The sequence below is a fragment of the Streptomyces sp. NPDC101110 genome (assembly GCF_044759525.1).
In the GTDB taxonomy this organism is placed as follows: domain Bacteria; phylum Actinomycetota; class Actinomycetes; order Streptomycetales; family Streptomycetaceae; genus Streptomyces.
Genome location: NZ_JBIVZM010000002.1, coordinates 410,221 through 430,004 on the forward strand (window position 1 = coordinate 410,221; position 19,784 = coordinate 430,004).

Genomic DNA, 19,784 nt, shown 5'->3' on the forward strand with positions numbered 1-19,784 from the left:
TCACTGCACCCTTACCTAAGGGCAGCCAAACCTTACCGCGCGATAATGAGGTTAGCCTAGCCTTACTAAATCTCCTGCGCCGGGACGTGTCCCGGCTGTACGTGGGTGCGCCCGATCGGCACGATCAGCGGCCGGTCGCCGACCGGGTCGTCGATCACCCGGGCGCGCAACCCGAAGGCCTCGTGCAGTAGTTCGGCAGTGATGACGTCACGTGGATGCCCCTGCGCCAGGATCGAGCCCTCTCGCATCACCACGAGGTTGTCGCTGTAGCGGGTGGCCAGGTTGAGGTCGTGCAGCACCATGACGACGGTGCAGCCCGACTCGTGCAGGTCGTCCACCAGATCCAGGACGTCGAGGGCGTGCGCCAGGTCCAGATAGGTCGTCGGCTCGTCCAGCAGCAGCAGATCGGTGCCCTGAGCCAGCGTCATCGAGATCCAGACGCGCTGGCGCTGCCCGCCGGACAGGGCGTCGACCGGACGGTCGGCGAGGTCGGAGACGCCGGTCATGGCCAGGGCACGCTCCACCACGTCGGCGTCGTCGGACGACCACTGCCGCAGCCAGCTCTGGTGCGGATGGCGGCCCCTGGCGACCAGGTCGGCCACCGTCAGCCCCTCCGGCGCGACCGGTGTCTGCGGCAGCAGGCCGAGCTTCTTCGCCACGTCCCGCGTCCTGAGACGACCGATGTCCTCGCCGTCCAGGACGACCGCTCCCCTGGCCGGCTTGAGCAGCCGCGACAGCGTCTTCAACAGAGTCGACTTCCCGCAGCCGTTGGGGCCGATGATCGTGGTGATCACACCGGGAGGTATCGCCACGTCGAGCTCGTCGATGACGACCCGGCCGCCGTAGCCGACCGTGACACCTCGGGCTGCCAGCCGCGAAATGCCGTCGGCCGCGGCCTCGGTGACGGACTGTGCGACCACGGATCCCCCCCTTGCTCGGGTTCAACTGACTCTCGTACATCTACCGCAGGTTCGCCCGCACCAGCAGGTAGACGAGGAAGGGCCCGCCCGTCGCGGCGGTGACCACGCCGACCGGGAGCGAGACCGGCAACGCCGTGCGCGCGACGAGGTCCGAGCCGGTCAGCAGCAACGCACCCGTCAGGCCCGAAGCCGCCAGCGGCGGTGTGGGGCAACGCGCCAGACGCATCGCCACCTGCGGTGCCATCAGGGCGACGAACGGGACAGGACCCGCCGCGCTCACCGCCACCCCGGCCAGCAGCACCGCGCAGAGCAACAGCGCCGCCCGCACCCGCGCGTACCGGACGCCCAGGCCCGCGGCGACCTCGTCGCCGAAGTGCAGCGGCCTGAACTGGAAGGCGACGCAGGACACGACCACCAACAGGGCCAGTCCGCACCACAGGGCCGTCCAGACCTCGCCCCAGCCGCGGTCCTCCAGTGAGCCGACCAGCCACGCCTGGGCCCGGGCGACGTCCCTGATGTCGGCCGTGACCAGCAGCCAGGTCGTGACGGCCTCCATCACGGCGCTCACCGAGATGCCGATGAGGATGAGCCGGAAGCCGTCGACGCCGCGCCGCCACGCCAGGAAGTACACCAGCAGGCCGGTGCCGAGCCCGCCCGCGAGCGCCGCGACAGACAGGCCCACGGAGTCGACGATCGCCGCGGCGGTCCCGCCCGAGACGGTCACCAGGAACACCGCGACAGCGCTGGCGCCCGAGGTGATCCCGAGGACGTCCGGGCTGGCCAGCGGGTTGCGCGCGATGGACTGCGTGATCGCCCCGGACACGCCGAGCGCGACGCCCACGACGACTCCGGCCAGGGCACGCGGCATCCGCAGGTCCATGATGACGAACTCGTCGACCTGCTCGCCCCGTCCGAAGAGCGTGGCGATGACCTGCGGGAGACCGATCGGAAAGTCCCCGACGCCGATGGACACGCAGAACACCAGGAACGTCGCCGCCGCGAGCAGCAGGGTGACGCACAGGGGCCAGGGCCGCCAGACGAACGACATCCGGCCGAGCCGCACGCCCGGCGGCAGGGACGCCTTCACCTCGGTCCCGTTCATGCTTTCCTGAACTTTCCGCGCCATACGAGCACCGCGAAGAAGGGGGCGCCGAGCAGCGCCACGAGGACGCCGGCGTCCAACTCGCCCGGCCGCACCACCAGTCGGCCGACCATGTCGCAGAGCAGCAGCACGACGGCCCCGAGCAGCCCCGCGTACGGCACGAGCCAGCGGTAGTCCGGCCCGGTGAGGTACCGGGCCACGTGGGCGACCATCAGGCCGAGGAAGGCGATGGGGCCGCACGCGGCCGTCGCGGCGCCCGCCAGCAGGGTCACGGCGGTGATGCCGACGGTCCGGCTCAGCGCGATGTTCACGCCCAGTCCCCTGGCCACGTCGTCCCCCAGGTTGAGCAGATTGAGGGACGGCAGCGTGGTGAGGGCCAGCACCAGCCCGGCGCCGATGAACAGGGTCACGGGCCGGATGACGTCGAATCCGACACCGGCGAGGGAACCCGCGTTCCAGAACCGCAGGGCGTTCAGCGCGGCCTGGTCCGACAGTGCGACAGCGGTGGTCATCGCCGCGAGGAACACCGTGACGCCCTGGCCGGCCAGGGCCAGGGTCAGGGGGTTGCCCGCCCCGCGTCCGATGCTCGCCAGTCCGAAGACCACGACACCGGCGACGGCGGCCCCGGCGAACGCGAACCAGACGTACTGGAACGGATCGCCGAGCCCGAACACGGAGACCGCCACCACGACCGCGAACGAGGCGCCCGCGTTCACGCCCAGCAGTCCGGTGTCGGCGATCGGGTTGCGCGTGAACCCCTGGATCAGCGCCCCGCCGACGCCGAGGGCGAGGCCCGCCACGACCCCGAGGACCGTGCGGGGCACCCGTACGGTCTCGACGATGAGCCTGATCTCCGTGAGCCGCCGGTCGGGGTCGGGGGCGCCGAACAGGCCGTGCCACACCTCGGCGGGGCTCAACGCCCGTGCGCCGACGGCGAGCGACAGCACGGCGGCGATCACGAGGAACGCCAGAAGGGTGGCCAGACCCAGGGCCCGTCGCCGGCGGACCGGGGTCGAGCCCCTGGCCGGGGGGCGCTCCACTGCAGCAGTCGTGCCCATGTCGACGTACGTTATCCCTTGCGCGGTGGGCGAGTTGACGGATCGGTTCCTGTGACACCCGAAGGGGGCGGGGAACCGCGCGAGCGGCCAAGACGGCGCCGTGGCCGATCGGTGCCCCTGGTGCGCCGGGACCGTCCGGCCGTCCCGGCCTCCCGGCCTCCCGGCGGAACGCCTAGCGGGCGGCGCTGCCCGTGCCGTCGGCGAGGGTGTGCCTCCGGTCCGCGGTGGGCCGGGTCCCGCCGCCGAGGAGGGAGTCAAGGATCTCGCCCACCCGGACGGCGGTGTTGGACAGCAGCGACGAGGTGATGCCGTGCGTGTGCTCGGTGCCGCCCTGGAGGTAGATGCCGCAGCGCAGGGACGGGTCCGTGGCGATGCGCCAGTCGCGCTCGACGCGGACGCGGCCCTCGTCGTCGCGCAGACAGTGGTCGGCGACCTCGCCGAGCAGGCTCGTGGGATCGACGGGGCTGTAGCCGGTCGCGAGAACCACGACGTCCGCGTCCAGGTCGGTGTCCTCGCCGGTGACGAGGGAGGTGACCGTGGCGCGGACGCCCGACGGCGACTCCTTGACGCCGGTGAGCCGCGAGACGTTGAGGAATCGCAGCCGCTCGGTGCCCAGCACCTTCTCCTGGTACGACTGCCGGTAGAGGTCGTCGATCAGGTCGATGTCCACCACGGAGTAGTTGGTGTTGCCGTGGTAGTCCATCAGCCGGCGCTTGACGTCCTCGGGCGCGGCGAAGTACTCGTCGACGGCCTGCGGGTCGAAGATCCGGTTGGCGAAGCCGCTGTCGTCGGCGGGGCTGTAGCCGTACCGGGAGAAGACGGCGCAGACCTCGGCCCGGGGGAAGCGCCGGTGCAGGTAGGCGACGTTCTCGGCGGCGCTCTGCCCGGCGCCCACGACGACGAACCGCGAGGGTGAAGTGCCCTCCAACTCATCGACCTTCGCGAGCAGTTCGGAGTTGTGCCAGACGCGTTCGCCGCGCTCCACACCCTCGGGCATGAGGGGGCGCAGGCCGGTGCCGATGACGAGGTTGCGGGCCCGGTGGATCTCGAGGCCGCCGCCCGACCGGACGGTCACCTCCAAGTGGTCGACCACGCCGTCCTGGGTCACGGGCGCGACACCGACGACCTCGTGGCCGTAGGAGACCATGTCGTCGACCTGCGCCGCGGCCCACTCGAAGTAGTCGTGGAACTCCACGCGCAGCGGGAACAGGTTCTTGTGGTTGATGAAGTCGATGAGCCGTCCCTTGCTCTGCAGGTAGCAGAGGAAGCTGTACTCGCTGGCCGGGTTGCGCAGCGTCACCAGGTCCTTGAGGAAGGAGACCTGCATGGTGGCGTCGTCGATGAGCATGCCGCGGTGCCAGCCGAAGCGGGGCTGCTGCTCGAAGAAGTGAGCGGTGACGGCCTCCTGCCTGCCGGCGCGGGCGTTGTGCTCGCGGAGCGCGATCGCCATGGCCACATTCGACGGCCCGAAGCCGATACCGATCAGGTCGTGGACCGGTGATGCGTCATCAGGAAGAACCTGCGACATGTCACTCCCATCGTGCGGGGCAGCCGCGCGTGTCAGGTGTGGAGGGAAGAGGAGGGAAGAGGATGCGGGTATGCCGACGACGCGGCACGCCAACGAACTTAGGTGAGCCTAAGCTAAACCGATGAAGGTGTCGACAGGGCAAAACGGACGCCCCTCAGGGACACGCTCGGCCAACTGATCGATTCCGCAAGGCCGTTGCACACTAAGGTAAGCCTTGCTTTACTTGCGTCGGCCACCACCGCGCTCTGAGGAGGAACCCCATGCGGGTCGTCATGTTCGGTTACCAGACCTGGGGGCATCGCACCCTGCAAGCCCTCCTGGAGTCCGAGCACGACGTGGTGCTGGTGGTGACCCACCCCAAGAGCGACCACGCCTACGAGAAGATCTGGAGCGACTCGGTCGCCGACCTCGCCGAGGAGCACGGCGTCCCGGTGCTGATCCGCAACCGCCCTGACGACGACGAGCTGTTCGAGCGCCTCAAGGAGGCCGACCCGGACATCATCGTGGCCAACAACTGGCGCACCTGGATCCCCCCGCGCATCTTCGGGCTGCCGCGCCACGGCACGCTGAACGTGCACGACTCACTGCTGCCGAAGTACGCCGGGTTCTCCCCGCTGATCTGGGCGCTCATCAACGGCGAGCCGGAAGTCGGCGTCACGGCGCACATGATGAACGACGAACTCGACGCCGGTGACATCGTCCGGCAGGAGGCGGTGCCGGTCGGCCCGACCGACACCGCGACCGACCTCTTCCACAAGACCGTCGGCCTCATCGCCCCCGTCACCATCGGCGCGCTCGGCCTGATCGCCTCCGGACAGACCGAGTTCGCCCGGCAGGACCGCTCCCAGGCGTCCTTCTTCCACAAGCGTGCCGACGAGGACAGCCGCATCGACTGGAGTTGGCCCGCCGAGGACCTGGAGCGCCTGGTGCGCGCCCAGTCCGAGCCGTACCCGAGCGCCTACACCTTCCACCGGGGCAGGCGGCTGGAGGTCCTGGCCTCGTTCGTCTCCGAGGGCCGCTACGGCGGCACGCCCGGCCGGATCTTCTACCGCGAGGGCGAGGGCGTGGTGATCGTCGCGGGCGCCGACGCCCGCACGGGGCGCAACCACGGCCTCGCCATCACCCGCGTGCGCACCGAGGACGGCCGGGAGCTGCCCGCGACCGAGTACTTCACCTCCATGGGCGGCTACCTCACCACCCGCCCCTGACCCGCCGGCCCCGGTACGGTCCCGGGGCCGGCCTGCGTCGCCGCCGCGCGGACGGCCGTCCGCGCGGCGGCGATCGTGTGCCCTTGTGCCGCTGCACGCCCACCACGAGGAGAGGGGCCCGCGGCCGGGTTGCGTGTGACGGCTCAGGACCGCCATGCGTAACGCCGTTCGGGCCGGCCGGCGGCGCCGTAGCGCAGGGACACCTCCGCACTGCCGATGCCGTGGAAGTACTCCAGGTAACGCCGGGCACTCACCCGGGACACGCCGGTGACGGCGGCGCACTCGCTGGCGGACAGGGTGCCCTCCGCCGCGCGCAGGGCCCGCTCGACGAGTTCCGCGGTCTCCACGCTCATGCCCTTGGGCAGGGTGGGGGCCGGTGCCGGACCGAACGCGCCGGCCAGGACGCGGTCCACGTCCGCCTGGCCGCGCACCACGGTCGTGAGCAGCCTGCCCCGCTGCACGGCGTAGCGCTCCAGGCGGAGCCGCAGGTCCTCGAAGTCGAAGGGTTTCAGAAGGTAGTCGACCACGCCGCGGCGGACGGCGCCGCGTACCGTCCCGGCCTCCGTCGCCGCGCTGATGACCATGACGTCGCAGTCGTGCCCGGCGGTGCGCAGCAGGGGGATGACGTCGAGCCCGAAGAGGTCGGGGAGGTACAGGTCCAGCAGGACGAGGTCGGGGCGCAGTGCGTCGACCGCCTCGATGGCCTGTTTGCCCGTGTGGGCCGTGCCGACCACGCGGAACGGCTCGACGCGTTCGACGAACGCGCGGTGGACCCGGGCCACCATGAAGTCGTCGTCGACCACGAGGACGTCGATCGCGCCCGCCTTGCCGCCGGTATCGGTCATGGGGCCGCTCCTTCCGCCACCGTGCCCGCGAGGTGGCTGACCGTCATCCGCGCGGTGAACACGGCCCCGTCAGGGGTGTTGCACACCGAGATCTCTCCCCCGTGCCGTTCGCAGACCAGCTTGGTCAGGGCCAGTCCGATGCCGCGTTCGCCCTCCCGGGCGGCCTTGGTCGTGAAACCGTGGGAGAAGACCTCGCGGGCCAGTTCCGGTGCCACGCCCGGCCCCGAGTCGCGGACCGCGATCTCCACGCTGGAGGCGTCCTGCCGCAGCGCCACCTCGACCCAGGCGTCCTCGCGTGCGGCGGCGGCGTCGACGGCGTTGTCCACGAGGTTGCCGACCACGGTCGCCACGTCGGCGGCGTCCTCGGGGGTCAGCCGCTCCAGGGCGGTGTCGTCCGAGATGCGCAGGCTGACCTTCCGTTCGGCGGCGAGGGAGGCCTTCGCCATCAGCAGCGCGGCGACCGCGGTGTCCCGGACACGGCGGCTGAGGGTGACGTCGAGGGACTGGCGGTGCCGACTCAGCGCACGGATGTAGGCGACGACTTCGTCCTGCTCCCCGATCTGGATCAGACCGGAGATGGTGTGCAGCTGGTTGGCGAACTCGTGCGCCTGCGCGCGCAGCAGCTCCGAGGAGCTGCGGAAGGAGCCGATCTCCCGTTCCAGCCGCGCCAGTTCGGTGCGGTCGCGCAGTGTGGTGACCGAACCGAGGGGCCGGCCGTCCTTGGTGACGGTCATCCGGTTCATCACCAGGACCCGGCCGTGGCGTACGACGACCTCGTCGCGCTCGCCGGCCGCGGTGCCGGACAGCACGTCACGCAGCCGCCCGTCGACGCCGAGGCCTTCCAGGCTCTGGCCGACGCAGTCCTCGGGCAGGTCGAGCAGACGGCGGCCCATGTCGTTGACGAGGGTGAGCCGGTGCTGCGGGTCCAGGGCTATCACGCCCTCGGCGATGCCGTAGAGCATCGCCTCCCGGTGCTCGGCGAGCCCGGCGATCTCGCCCGGTTCCAGCCCGAGGGTCTGCCGCTTCACCCGCCGTGCGAGCAGCCAGGAGCCGGCCACACCGAGCCCGCTGGCGACGCCCAGATACGCGAGCAGGTAGGAGGAGGCCCCGCTGAGCCGCTGCCACACCGTCGGATCGGCCTCACCGATCATCACCGTGCCGAGGATCCGGCCCAGGTTCTCCTCACTCGCCCCGAGGACGGGCACCTGCGCGGCCAGTTCGCGGTTGCCGTCCAGCGTGAACTGCCCGGACCAGCCACGCCCGCGGTCCGTGCCCGGCCCGAGCCGCAGCCGCTCCCCGACGACCGTGGGGTTCGTGGAGCTGACGATCCGCCCCTTCCCGTCGGCCACCGTCACCGACGTCACCCCCGACTGTGCCTGGGTGGCGAGCACCAGTGGGGCGAGCGCCTCACCCGGCGCGGGGAGCACCAGCTGGCTGCGCACCAGGGGGTTGGCGGCCAGTTGCTCGGCGAGCGCGCCCACCCGTCGTCCTTCGACGCGGTTGAAGGTGGCCTGGGACTGGGCGAGGGAGACCGCGGCGACGGCCAGCAGCACCACCACGACGATGGCGAGCTGGAGCACCAGCATCTCGCCCGCGAGCGAGTGGCGACGAAAGGTGGCGACCACGACGAACTCAATCTGCGATGCCGCCGGGGAGAGGGCGGCTCATGTGCCGAGCCGCACCATCATGACGTCCACCAGCCGAAATCGAAAGAGAGCCGTCACCGCCCGCCCGGCTCGGGGCCGATGCCGCTCGACGTCCCGCCGGGTTCGGGGCCGATGCCCCTCGGCGTCCCGCCGGGTTCGGGGCCGATGCCCCGCAGCTCCCTGATCGTGCCGCCGAGCTTCGCGCGGAAGGACTCCAGCAGCGCCGGTTTCACGCTGACCACCCAGCGCGTACCGACGAGGTACTTGCCTCCGTAGACGCGGGCCTCCTCCAGCCAGGTCTCCTTGAGCTTCTCCTCGGGGAAGGTGGTGATGAGGTAGTCGGCCTCCTTGGTGTGGCACAGGCCCTGGCGCAGTTCGTCGGCGTCGATGCGGATCTTCGCCTTGCAGCCGGTCAGCCCGGCGATCACCTCCACCTTGGCCGGTGCGACGACTCCGGCGGCCGGAGCGGCGGTCACGCTCGGCGTCGCCTTGCCGCCGCCGTCGGCGCCCGTGCCGGCGTCACCGCCGCCGCAGGCCGTGACCAGGGGCAGGACGGCCAGGGCACCGGCCGCCGCGAGTGCGCGCGGCCCACGGGTGCGGGACGGGGTGCTGCGAGTGGATCGTGCGGGCGGTTGCTGCTGGGACACGTCGCCTCTCCGGGTGCGGTCTTTCGGCAGGTGTTCGACAGGAGTACGCACAGGTCCGGGCAGGCGTTCACGCCTCACACGGCCTCCGCCACCGCCTCGCCGCGCGTCCCCTCGGCCGGTTCCGCGAACTGGGTGCGGTACAGCTCGGCGTACCGCCGCCCGGCCGCCAGGAGTTCCTCGTGCGTGCCCCGTTCCACGATCCGCCCGGCCTCGACGACCAGGATCTGGTCGGCCGCCCGGACGGTGGAGAGCCGGTGGGCGATCACGACGGCCGTACGGCCTTCGAGCGCTTCGGTGAGGGCTTCCTGGACGGCGGCCTCGGAGGTGTTGTCGAGATGCGCGGTGGCCTCGTCCAGGATGACCACGCGCTGGCGGGCCAGCAGCAGCCGGGCGATGGTCATGCGCTGGCGTTCACCGCCGGACAGGCGGTAGCCGCGCTCACCGACGACGGTGTCCAGGCCGTCGGGCAGGGACCGTACGAGCTCGTCGAGGCGGGCCCGGCGCAGGGCGTCCCACAGGTCGCTCTCGGTGGCCTCGGGGCGGGCGAGCAAGAGGTTGGCGCGGACGGTGTCGTGGAAGAGGTGGCCGTCCTGGGTGACCATGCCCAGGGTCTGCCGCAGCGACCGGGCCGTGAGGTCGCGGACGTCGACGCCGCCGATGCGCACCGCCCCCTCGTCGGTGTCGTACAGGCGCGGCATCAGCTGCGCGATGGTCGACTTGCCCGCGCCGGACGATCCGACGAGCGCCACGGTCCGGCCGGGTTCGGCGCGGAAGGACAGGCCGTGCAGCACCTCGTCGCCGCCCCGGCCGTCCAGGGACGCGACCTCCTCCAGGGAGGCGAGGGAGACCTTGTCGGCTGCGGGGTAGCCGAAGCGGACGTTCTCGAACTCGACCGCGACGGGCCCGTCGGGCACCGCACGCGCGTCCGCCTTCTCCTCGATGAGGGGCCTGAGGTCGAGCACCTCGAAGACCCGCTCGAAGCTGACCAGCGCGCTCATCACCTCGACGCGTGCCCCCGCGAGCGCCGTCAGCGGCGCGTAGAGCCGGGTCAGGAGCAGGGCGAGCGACACGACCGCGCCGGGTTCCAGGGCGCCGCGCAGGGCGAACCAGCCGCCGAGGCCGTAGACCAGGGCCAGGGCGAGGGCCGAGACCAGGGTGAGCGCGGTGATGAAGGCCGCCTGCGCGGTCGCCGAGCGGATCCCGATGTCCGCGACCCTGCGGGCCCGTTCGGCGAACTCCCGCGACTCCTCCTCCGGTCGCCCGAACAGTTTGACGAGGGTGGCGCCGGGGGCGGAGAACCGCTCGGTCATACGGGTGCCCATCGCGGCGTTCAGCGTCGCCGCCTCCCGCTGCATCCGGGCCATACGGCTGCCCATGCGGCGGGCCGGGATCACGAACACCGGCAGCAGCACCAGCGCCAGCAGCGTGATCTGCCAGGACAGCGTGAGCATCACGGCGAGGGTGAGCAGCAGGGTGACGACGTTGCCGACCACTCCGGAGAGGGTGGTGCTGAACGCGCGCTGGGCGCCGATGACGTCGTTGTTGAGCCGGGAGACGAGGGCGCCCGTACGTGTGCGTGTGAAGAACGCGACCGGCATGCGCTGCACATGGTCGAAGACGGCGGTCCGCAGATCGAGGATCAGATGCTCCCCGAGGGTGGCCGACAGTCTCCGGCCGAGGATGCCCAGGGCCGCCTCCGCCACCGCGATCAGCGCGATGAGCAGGGCGAGACGTACGACCCTGCCCTCGTCCCCGTCCGACACGATCGTGTCCACGACCCACCCGGCCAGGACCGGTGTCGCCACGGCCAGCAGGGCGGTGCCCACGCCCAGCAGGACGAAGAGGGCGATGCGGCGCCGGTGCGGGCGGGCGAAGGCGCCGATGCGGCGCAGGGTCGCCAACGCGAAGGGGCGGCGCTCCTGTTCGGCGTTGATCACGCCGTGCAGCTGTGTCCACGCTGTGGTCTCCATGCTCATGGAGGCGACCGTAGAACCTCAAGCAACATTGAGGTCAAGGGAGCTCGCGCATTGCCCCGACATCCCGCACAATCAGCCCGATCCCCCTCTTCCCCGCCCCTTCGTGCAAAGGCCCCGATGACGCTCCCCACCCAGCCGCTTCCCGCGCGCAATCCCCGGTCCCCGCTCCCGCAACCCGCAGTTGGCACGGCCTGGACAGCCTCTGGAGACGTGACAGCGGTACAACTCCCCGAACTCCGCCCGGGACGACTCCCCCGTCGCGTCCCGGTCCGCCGTCTGCGGCAGGTTCTGTGTCTGCTCCCGCTCCTGCTCGTCGCCGTGGTCGCGGTGCGGCACCGGTCGGTGCTGGCCGACGGTTTCGCGCATCTGGGCACCGCCGAGTGGCCCTGGCTGCTGGCGGCGGTCGGCGCGACCTGCCTGACCTGGGTCGCCGCCGCCTGCACCCGGCAGGGTGCGGTCGTCGAACGGCTGCCCCGACGGCGGCTGCTGGCCACGCAGTTCGCGGCCGGCGCGGCCAACCACCTGCTGCCGACCGGGCTGGGTGCGAGCGCGGTCAATCTGCGGTTCATGACGGTGTGCGGGCTGCCGCTCGCCCGCTCCTCGGCGGCTCTCGGCCTGTATCTGCTCGCCGAGAGCGCCGGCCGGGTGCTGCTGCTGGGCGCCCTGCTCGTGGCGTTCCCGGACGCGCTGCGCCTGGGAACGCTGGTGCCGGAGACGGCGTTCGGGCCGCTGCTGGCCGGCGTCGCGGTGGTGCTGGTGATCGCCGCGACCGCGCTCATCCTGGTACGGCGGCTGCGTTCGGCCCTGGTGTCCTTCCTGCGGACGGCGCTCGGTGAGGCGCGCTCGGTGCACGCCCGGCCCGCCCGGGCCCTCGCGCTGTGGGGCGGCTCCTTCGCCTTCCCGGCCTTGCAGGCGTCCGTACTGGTACTGGTGGGACGGGCGCTGGGGCTGGACGTACCGGCCGCGCACATGGCGGTGGCCTACCTGGCGGCGACGGTCGCTGTCGCTCTGGTGCCCACACCGGGCGGCATCGGCTCGGTCGAGGCGGCGCTGGTGGTGGCGCTGGTCGCGGCGGGCGGCCCGGCGGCGGTGGCCACCGCCGTGGTCCTGGCGTTCCGGGTCATCACCGTCTGGCTGCCGCTGGTGCCGGGGGCGCTGACGCTGGCGGCGCTGGTGCGGCTGAAGGTGATCTGACCCGGGCGACACCGAGCGTGACAGTCTGTCATGTGCAGTAACTCACCCTCCCCTGCCCCCCGTCTCCGGTACGGAACCCCGTGCGGGATACGGCAGGATGAACGATCGTGCCCACCGCAGGTCAGGGTGGTCGGGCACCTTCTGACATCCCGGAAGACGAGCAGGTGACGACGTGACGAGATTTCACATCCGGCCGCCGGTGACGGTGTTCGCGGCAGCTCTCCGCCCCGGAGGTGACCGGTGAACCGGGCACTGACCGTGGACGATCTGCTGTTCGCCGGCATCGCCCTCGGCTCGGGCCTGCTGGCGGCGTTCGCGCTGCGCGTCCTGCTGCGCTGGCTGGGGCGGCACGCCGACCGCACCCGCTGGAGCGGGGACGACGTGATCGTGCACGCGCTGCGGGCCGTGGTGCCCTGGGCTGCGGTCGTGGGCGGTGTGGCGGGCGCGGCGGCGGTGCTGCCGCTGACCCGGACGGTGCAGCACACCACCAACCAGGTGCTCACCGTGCTGCTGATCTTCGTGGCGACCGTGTCGGTGGCGCGGGTCGTGACGGGGCTGGTGCGCACGGTCACCCAGTCCCGCTCCGGGGTCGCCGGATCGGCCACGATCTTCGTCAACATCACCCGGATCCTGGTCCTGGCGATCGGCTTCCTGGTGGTGCTCCAGACCCTGGGCATCTCCATAGCCCCGCTGCTCACCGCCCTCGGTGTCGGCGGTCTGGCGGTCGCGCTGGCGCTTCAGGACACCCTCGCCAACCTCTTCGCGGGCATCCACATCCTCGCCTCCAAGACCGTGCAGCCCGGTGACTACATCAAGCTCAGCAGTGGCGAGGAGGGCTACGTCGAGGACATCAACTGGCGGCAGACGACGATCCGCAACCTGTCCAACAACCTCATCGTGCTCCCCAACGGTCAGCTCGCACAGGCGAACATGACCAACTTCATGCGTCCCGAGGAGCAGCTCACCGTCCTGGTGCAGGTCGGGGTGGCCTACGACAGCGACCTGGAGCAGGTGGAGCGCGTGACCAACGAGGTCATCGCCGAGACGATGACCGAGGTCGACGGCGCCGTGCCGGACCACGAGCCGATCATCCGGTTCCACACCTTCGGCGACTCCCGCATCGGCTTCACGGTCATCCTGGGCGTCGGCGAGTTCAGCGACCAGTACCGGATCAAGCACGAGTTCATCAAGCGCCTGCACAAGCGCTACCGAGCGGAGGGCATCCGCATCCCCGCCCCGGCGCGCACGGTGGCGCTCCAGCAGGGCGGGGTCGTCATCCCCCAGCAGCGGACCGGGGAGATGGAGCCGGGCGGTCTGAGCTCCGCCCGGCTCGACTGAGGTGCGACGGCGCGACTGAGCCGCGCGTGTGCGGCTGAGCGGCGACGGCGCACCTGAGAGGCGCCTTCGGCCGAGGCACGGACCCACGGCCGGTACGGGCTCGACCGGGACGCGCCGCCCGGCCGGAACACACCGCCCCCGCCGGGGCGGGCCGCCCGGAGAAACACGCCACCCCCGCCGGGGCGGGCGCGCCCCGGCCGGGGCGCGCCCGCTCGTCAAAGCGTCGCGGAGTTCTCGTGGTGGCGGGTGTCCCTCCGGTCGCGCGGCGCCGCGACGGACGCCTTCACCGGCGTCACGGTCCAGTCCGGGTGCCCCGGCATCCGCGGCGTCTTCGTGCCGTACAGCCAGTCCCGCAGGAAGCCGCCGAGGTCCTGCCCGGAGACCTCCGAGGCGACGGTGATGTAGTCCTCGGTGGAGGCGGTGGAGTCGCGGTACCGCTCCAGGAACGTGCGCTCCAGGGCCGTGAAGGCCTCCTCACCGACCTGCTGCCGCAGCGCGTAGAGCACGAGCACGCCGCCCACGTAGCGCTGGCTGTCGAAGAGGTTGGCCGCGTTGGGCGCCGCCACCGGCCCGGAGTCGCGACGCCACTGGTCACCCAGCGCGTAGGTGTACTTCATGCGCGCTTCCAGCGTGGTCATGCCAAGCGAATCGGCCCAGCCGCGCTCGTAGCGGTACAGCAGGCCGTAGAAGTCGGCGTGGCCCTCGTTCAGCCACAGGTCGGCCCAGCCGGCGGGGCTGACGCTGTTGCCGAAGTAGGAGTGGACCAGCTCGTGCATCATGTGCGAGCCGATCTTGCTCTCCTCCTGGAGGAGGTAGTTCGGCTTGTAGAGCGTGAGGGTCTGGGTCTCCAGGCCGGTGAAGTCGAAGGCGTTCGAGGCGTCGTTGTTGCAGGGCAGCAGCCCGTACGTCTCGAAGGGGTACGCACCGAGCCGCTGCTCGACCCACGCCACCAGGCCCGGGGTGAGCGCCAGGGCCGGTTCCAGGGCGGTGGCCCGGGCGACGGGGACGACGTCGCGCAGCGGCAGGCCGTGCGGACCCTGCCGGTCCTTGATGACGTAGTCGCCGACGGTGATCTGCACCACCTCGGTGGCGATCGGCGAACGGGAGCGATACGTGTACGCGGTCAGGCCGCCGGACAGTTGCTCGGTGCGCACCAGTGTGCCGCTCGCGACGCCCCGCAGCCCGTCGGGGACGGTGATCCGGAAGGTGAAGTCGGCCTTGTCGGAGGGGTGGTCGTTGCAGGGGAAGACGGTGTGCGCCAGGTCAGGCTGGCAGCACACGGCGAACCCGTCGGGGGTGGGCACCCACCCGCCGGTGGGCGCCGGGGCCCGGCGCGGATCGGCGCCGTAGGCCACCTCGACCTTGACCCGGGCCTTCGCCGCGAGCTGCCGGGCGGGGGTGATCCGCAGCTTCTCGGCCACCTGCTCGAAGGAGGCCGTGCGCCCGCCGACCCGGACGGAACGTATGTCCAGGCCGCGCGCGTCCAGGGAGAAGCGGCTCAGGGCCTGGGTGGTGCAGACGGTCAGGGTCGCGGTGGCTTCGACGAGCTTGGTCGTGGCGTCGTAGGCGAAGTCGAGGTGGTAGGCCGAGACGCGGTATCCGCCGTTGCCGAGGGCGGGGTAGACGGAGTCGCCGAGGGTCTCGGCGCCGGGGGTGGCGCCGGTCCCGGGGGCGGCCTGGGCGGGGATCCCCGTGGTGAGTGCCGCAGCGGTGCCGATCAGGGCGGCCGCGGGGGCCGTCACTCTGGTGCGATATCTCATGGTCCGCTTTCGCTCGGACGGCCGGGTGGTCAGGTCCGGCCGTGGCTTGGAGTGAGTGATCTCTCTCCAGGACATGCGAAGGGGGCGATCGGTTGCACGAAACCGGTCGCGGACCCCTGTCGAGACGAGGGCGATCACGAGATATCTTGATGTCGAGCAATGTTGCAGACGTGGAGCGGAGCACCCGGTGACTGACTCGACCATCATCTATACGCACACTGACGAGGCCCCCGCCCTGGCGACGTATTCCTTCCTGCCGGTGGTCCGGGCGTACGCATCGCAGGCGGGTGTCCCCGTGGAGACCCGCGACATCTCGCTGGCCGGACGCATCATCGCCGTGTTCCCGGAGTACCTGACCGAGGACCAGCGCATCCCGGACGCCCTCGCGGAGCTCGGCGAGCTGGCCAAGACGCCCGCCGCCAACATCATCAAGCTGCCGAACATCTCGGCGTCCATCCCGCAGCTCAAGGCCGCCGTGGCCGAGCTGCAGGGCCAGGGCTACGCGCTGCCGGACTACCCGGACGACCCGAAGACCGACGAGGAGCGTGAGATCCGCGCCCGCTACGACAAGGTCAAGGGCTCCGCCGTGAACCCGGTCCTGCGTGAGGGCAACTCCGACCGGCGCGCCCCCGCCTCGGTCAAGAACTACGCCAAGTCCCACCCGCACCGCATGGGCGCCTGGACCTCCGAGTCCAAGACCAACGTGGCGACCATGGGCCAGAACGACTTCCGCTCCACCGAGAAGTCGGTCGTCATCGCCGAGGACGGCGCGCTGCGCATCGAGCTCGTCGGCGACGACGGCACCACCACCGTGCTGCGCGAGTCCGTACCGGTGCTCGCCGGTGAGGTGGTCGACGCCTCCGTGATGCGGGTCGCCGCGCTGCGCGAGTTCCTGACCGCGCAGGTCGCCCGCGCCAAGGCCGAGGGCGTGCTGTTCTCGGTGCACCTGAAGGCGACGATGATGAAGGTCTCCGACCCGATCGTCTTCGGCCACGTGGTGCGCGCCTTCTTCCCGAAGACGTTCGCGCAGTACGGCGACAAGCTCGCCGCGGCCGGCCTGACCCCGAACGACGGTCTGGGCGGCATCTGGAAGGGCCTGGACGCCCTGCCGGAGGGCGCCGAGATCAAGGCCTCCTTCGACGCCGAGCTCGCCGAGGGCCCGGAGCTCGCGATGGTCGACTCCGACAAGGGCATCACCAACCTGCACGTCCCCTCGGACGTCATCGTGGACGCCTCCATGCCGGCCATGATCCGCACCTCCGGCCACATGTGGGGCCCGGACGGCCAGGAGCACGACACCCTCGCGGTCCTGCCGGACTCCTCCTACGCGGGCGTCTACCAGGCCGTGATCGAGGACTGCCGGACCAACGGCGCCTTCGACCCGTCGACCATGGGCACCGTGCCGAACGTCGGCCTCATGGCGCAGAAGGCCGAGGAGTACGGCAGCCACGACAAGACGTTCGAGATCCCCACCACGGGCACCGTCCGCCTGGTCGACGGCAACGGCACCGCGCTCATCGAGCAGACGGTCTCGGCCGGCGACATCTTCCGCGCCTGCCAGACCAAGGACGCGCCGATCAAGGACTGGGTGAAGCTGGCCGTCACCCGCGCCCGCGCCACCGGCGACCCGGCGGTGTTCTGGCTGGACGAGACCCGCGCGCACGACGCCAACCTGATCGCCAAGGTCAACACCTACCTCGCCGAGCACGACACCGAGGGCCTGGACATCCGGATCCTCAACCCGGTCGAGGCGACGAAGCTGTCCGTGGAGCGCATCCGCCGCGGCGAGAACACGATCTCGGTCACCGGCAACGTCCTGCGGGACTACCTGACCGACCTGTTCCCGATCCTGGAGCTGGGCACCAGCGCCAAGATGCTGTCGGTCGTCCCGCTGATGGCGGGCGGCGGCCTGTTCGAGACGGGTGCGGGCGGCTCGGCGCCGAAGCACGTGCAGCAGCTGGTCAAGGAGAACTACCTGCGCTGGGACTCCCTGGGTGAGTTCTTCGCCCTGGTGCCGTCCCTGGAGCAGTACGCCAAGGTGACGGGCAACGCCCGCGCCCAGGTGCTGGCCGACACCCTCGACCGCGCCACGGCGACCTTCCTCAACGAGGACAAGTCCCCGACCCGTCGCGTCGGCGGCATCGACAACCGCGGCAGCCACTTCTACCTGTCCCTGTACTGGGCGCAGGAGCTGGCCGGGCAGACCGACGACGCGGACCTGGCGAAGGCCTTCGCGCCGCTCGCCGAGACGCTCGCCGCGAACGAGCAGAAGATCGTCGACGAGCTGGTCGGCGCCCAGGGCAAGCCGGTCGACATCGGTGGCTACTACCAGCCCGACCCGGCGAAGGCCGCGCAGGCCATGCGCCCGTCCACCACGTGGAACGAGGCCCTGGCGTCCCTGAGCTGACGCAACGGGCCCCTTCGGCCCACTGGCTCCGCCCCGGCCGGCACAGCGCCCGGCCGGGGCGGAGCCGTGTCCGCCCTTGACCGACCGCCCCGGCACGTCAGCGCAGCGCGCTTCAGCCCTGTGTTCAGGCAGCCCGACCGGCACTTTGATCTTGCCCACGCAACCGACGACGCCCCTGGAGCCGCCCCGTGACCGACGCCCCGCACGCCTTTCAGCTGCTGCCCGGAGCCGGACGGTCGCCCGTGATCCTCCATGTGCCGCACTCCGCGCGGGAGATACCGGACGCCGTGCGGCAGCGGATCGTGCTCGGCGACGAGGAGCTGGGGCGGGAGCTCGACCACATCACCGACGCGCACACCGCGGAGATCGCCGAGACGGCGGCCGGCCTGGCCGCCGTCACACCGTGGCGATTCGTCAACCGGCTGTCGCGGCTGGTCGTCGATCCGGAACGGTTCCCGGACGAGCGGGAGGAGATGCTGGCCGTCGGGATGGGGGCGGTCTACACGCGGACCACGCACGGCGGGGTGCTGCGGCCCGACGGCGTCGATGCCGGGCCGCTCGTCGAGCGGTACTTCGAGCCGTACGCGCGGGCGATGACACGGGCCGTGGCGGACCGGCTGGAAGCCACCGGACGGGCCGTGATCGTCGACGTGCACTCCTACCCCAGCCGGAGGCTGCCTTACGAGCTGCACGGGGAGGGGCCCCGCCCGGCGGTCTGTCTCGGCACCGACTCCTTCCACACCCCTCCCGCGCTGCTGGACGCCGCCCGGGAGGCGTTCGGGGAGACGGAACTCGACACCCCGTTCAGCGGGACCTACGTCCCCCTGGAGTTCTACGGGAAGCGGCCCGAGGTGAGCGCCCTCATGGTCGAGATCCGCCGGGACACCTACATGACCGAGCCGGGCGGCCCCGCCGGGCCCGGGCTGGAGCGGCTCGGCGGGGCACTGGCCGCACTGGTGGACGCCGTGTCCCGCTGAACCCCCCGACGGTGATCCGTGATCACCTCACGGCCGTGTCCCGCTGAACCGCCCGACGGTGATCCGTGACCACCGCACCGCGGTCAGGCCCGCAGCCACTCCGTCACCACCACGTCCCCGCCGGTCCGCAGCCGCAGGGCGAACGGGCCGGACAGCGGTACGTCGGTGGTGAAGCGGCCCAGGTCGTCGGCCGTGAGCGGGGAGCCGGGCCGCGGGCCGCCGAGGACCTCGATCCGGGCCGGCTGCGGCGGCAGCACCTGCCCCATCAGCCCCCGCTCCGTCACCTCGACGTCCACGGTCACCTCACCCACCCGGAAGGTCAGCATCCGGGGAAGGTCGGCGGCACCCCTGACCGGGAGGGCGTCGACCAGCGAGTCGAAGGTCAGCTCGGCCACGCGCGTGTCCAGGTCGTGCAGCGCGTAGGCGTCGACCGCGATCTGCTGGAGCACCGCCGGAACCGGGTCGAGGACGGCGGCCGCCCGCCGCAGCTCCTCCTCCAGCACATCGTCGTCGAACTCCCGGTCGTCGAAGTCCCCTTCGCCGAAAAGGTCGTCGCCGTTCATACCGTTCATGCCGCTCACACCGCCCCCCGTGCCTCGAGCCGGGCCCGCAGGCGCCTGAGGCAGCGCTGGCGCAGCGGCCCGATGCTGCCCACCGCGATCCCCAGCGCGGCGGACACGTCGTGGTAGCTGGGCGGCGGCGTGGCCATCAGCACGCGCAGCAACTGCCTGCAACGCTCGCCCAGTTCCTCGAACTCCTGCCACAGCCGCCGGACGCGTTCGCTCTGTGCGGCGGCCTCCTCGGAGTCGAGCAGCGACTGTTCCGGCGTGCCGTCCTCGCTGACCCGGTCCAGCATCCGCGGGTCGTCCGTCAGGGTCAGTCGCTGCGCACTGCGGATGACCTTCAGGCACTCGTGGCGCGCGGTGCTCGCCAGCCACGCCCCGGCCTTGCCGGGCTCGCGGATGCGCCCGAGGTGCTGGGCGAAGCGGAACCACGCCGTCTGGTACACCTCGTGGGCGTCGGCGTCGGAGAGCCTGTGGGCCCGGACGACGGACCACACCAGGGGGCTCAGCCCTTCCACGAGCGCCTTCCAGGCCGCCGCGTCGCCGTCGGCGGCCGCCTGGACGAGCGCGCCGGCATCAGTACGGTCCACGGCAGCCCCACCCCTCGAGTACGGC

The 19,784-nt window shown here is 71.5% G+C and carries 16 protein-coding genes; 5 read left to right on the plus strand and 11 right to left on the minus strand.

Translation table 11 applies throughout. From position 1 onward, the window contains the following. Positions 1-65 precede the first annotated feature (65 nt). The 4 genes from ACIQU3_RS05215 to ACIQU3_RS05230 form a co-directional block, all read right to left on the minus strand. The gene (locus tag ACIQU3_RS05215; protein ID WP_403727445.1) at positions 66-920 is read right to left on the minus strand and encodes an ABC transporter ATP-binding protein; all 855 of its coding nucleotides are present in this window, start codon (positions 918-920) and stop codon (positions 66-68) included. Between the two features lie 40 nt (positions 921-960). After that, positions 961-2,022 carry a FecCD family ABC transporter permease gene (locus tag ACIQU3_RS05220; protein WP_403923407.1) on the minus strand — a complete coding sequence of 354 codons (1,062 nt, stop codon included), beginning with the start codon at positions 2,020-2,022 and terminating at the stop codon, positions 961-963. Next, entirely contained in the window at positions 2,019-3,080 is a 1,062-nt protein-coding gene (locus tag ACIQU3_RS05225) for a FecCD family ABC transporter permease (RefSeq protein WP_403923409.1), read from the minus strand. Before ACIQU3_RS05225 ends, ACIQU3_RS05220 begins: the two co-directional genes overlap by 4 nt. Positions 3,081-3,252: 172 nt before the next feature. Further along, the gene (locus ACIQU3_RS05230; protein WP_403923411.1) at positions 3,253-4,608 is read right to left on the minus strand and encodes a lysine N(6)-hydroxylase/L-ornithine N(5)-oxygenase family protein; all 1,356 of its coding nucleotides are present in this window, start codon (positions 4,606-4,608) and stop codon (positions 3,253-3,255) included. Between the two features lie 260 nt (positions 4,609-4,868). Between ACIQU3_RS05230 and ACIQU3_RS05235 the strand changes: the two genes are divergently transcribed. Then, entirely contained in the window at positions 4,869-5,816 is a 948-nt protein-coding gene (locus ACIQU3_RS05235; protein ID WP_403923412.1) for a methionyl-tRNA formyltransferase, read from the plus strand. 143 nt (positions 5,817-5,959) lie between these two features. On the opposite strand, the gene ACIQU3_RS05240 is transcribed toward ACIQU3_RS05235, so the two are convergent. The 4 genes from ACIQU3_RS05240 to ACIQU3_RS05255 form a co-directional block, all read right to left on the minus strand. Then, complete coding sequence (locus tag ACIQU3_RS05240) at positions 5,960-6,661, minus strand: response regulator (RefSeq protein ID WP_403727434.1); 702 nt, start codon at positions 6,659-6,661, stop codon at positions 5,960-5,962. After that, the gene (locus ACIQU3_RS05245; RefSeq protein WP_403727431.1) at positions 6,658-8,286 is read right to left on the minus strand and encodes an ATP-binding protein; all 1,629 of its coding nucleotides are present in this window, start codon (positions 8,284-8,286) and stop codon (positions 6,658-6,660) included. The genes ACIQU3_RS05240 and ACIQU3_RS05245 overlap by 4 nt, the downstream gene beginning before the upstream one ends. Positions 8,287-8,381: 95 nt before the next feature. Then, positions 8,382-8,954, minus strand: a complete 573-nt coding sequence (locus ACIQU3_RS05250; protein ID WP_403923414.1) for a hypothetical protein — start codon at positions 8,952-8,954, stop codon at positions 8,382-8,384. Between the two features lie 74 nt (positions 8,955-9,028). After that, the gene (locus ACIQU3_RS05255; protein WP_403923563.1) at positions 9,029-10,924 is read right to left on the minus strand and encodes an ABC transporter ATP-binding protein; all 1,896 of its coding nucleotides are present in this window, start codon (positions 10,922-10,924) and stop codon (positions 9,029-9,031) included. A gap of 216 nt (positions 10,925-11,140) precedes the next feature. Between ACIQU3_RS05255 and ACIQU3_RS05260 the strand changes: the two genes are divergently transcribed. Both ACIQU3_RS05260 and ACIQU3_RS05265 read left to right on the plus strand, forming a co-directional pair. After that, a complete protein-coding gene (locus tag ACIQU3_RS05260; RefSeq protein WP_403923416.1) occupies positions 11,141-12,124 on the plus strand; it encodes a YbhN family protein in 984 nt (327 codons plus the stop codon). Between the two features lie 240 nt (positions 12,125-12,364). Further along, the gene (locus ACIQU3_RS05265; RefSeq protein ID WP_403727425.1) at positions 12,365-13,462 is read left to right on the plus strand and encodes a mechanosensitive ion channel family protein; all 1,098 of its coding nucleotides are present in this window, start codon (positions 12,365-12,367) and stop codon (positions 13,460-13,462) included. A gap of 215 nt (positions 13,463-13,677) precedes the next feature. Here ACIQU3_RS05265 and ACIQU3_RS05270 read toward each other — a convergent pair whose 3' ends face one another. After that, positions 13,678-15,222, minus strand: a complete 1,545-nt coding sequence (locus tag ACIQU3_RS05270) for a M1 family metallopeptidase (protein WP_403923418.1) — start codon at positions 15,220-15,222, stop codon at positions 13,678-13,680. A 187-nt stretch (positions 15,223-15,409) separates the two neighbouring features. On the opposite strand from ACIQU3_RS05270, the gene ACIQU3_RS05275 reads away from it, so the two are divergent. Then, positions 15,410-17,629, plus strand: coding sequence for an NADP-dependent isocitrate dehydrogenase (locus tag ACIQU3_RS05275; RefSeq protein ID WP_403727420.1), 2,220 nt, complete (start codon positions 15,410-15,412; stop codon positions 17,627-17,629). Positions 17,630-17,817: 188 nt separating this feature from the next. Then, positions 17,818-18,606, plus strand: a complete 789-nt coding sequence (locus tag ACIQU3_RS05280; protein WP_403923420.1) for an N-formylglutamate amidohydrolase — start codon at positions 17,818-17,820, stop codon at positions 18,604-18,606. An 83-nt stretch (positions 18,607-18,689) separates the two neighbouring features. Here the strand turns inward: ACIQU3_RS05280 and ACIQU3_RS05285 are convergent, their stop codons facing one another. Together ACIQU3_RS05285 and ACIQU3_RS05290 are read right to left on the minus strand one after the other, a co-directional pair. Further along, on the minus strand, positions 18,690-19,178 hold the full coding sequence (locus ACIQU3_RS05285) for a hypothetical protein (protein WP_403727416.1): 489 nt from the start codon (positions 19,176-19,178) through the stop codon (positions 18,690-18,692). Positions 19,179-19,183: 5 nt separating this feature from the next. Continuing rightward, positions 19,184-19,759 (minus strand): RNA polymerase sigma factor, encoded by a 576-nt coding sequence (locus ACIQU3_RS05290; protein ID WP_403727412.1) that lies wholly within the window; start codon positions 19,757-19,759, stop codon positions 19,184-19,186. Between the last annotated feature and the right edge of the window lie 25 nt (positions 19,760-19,784).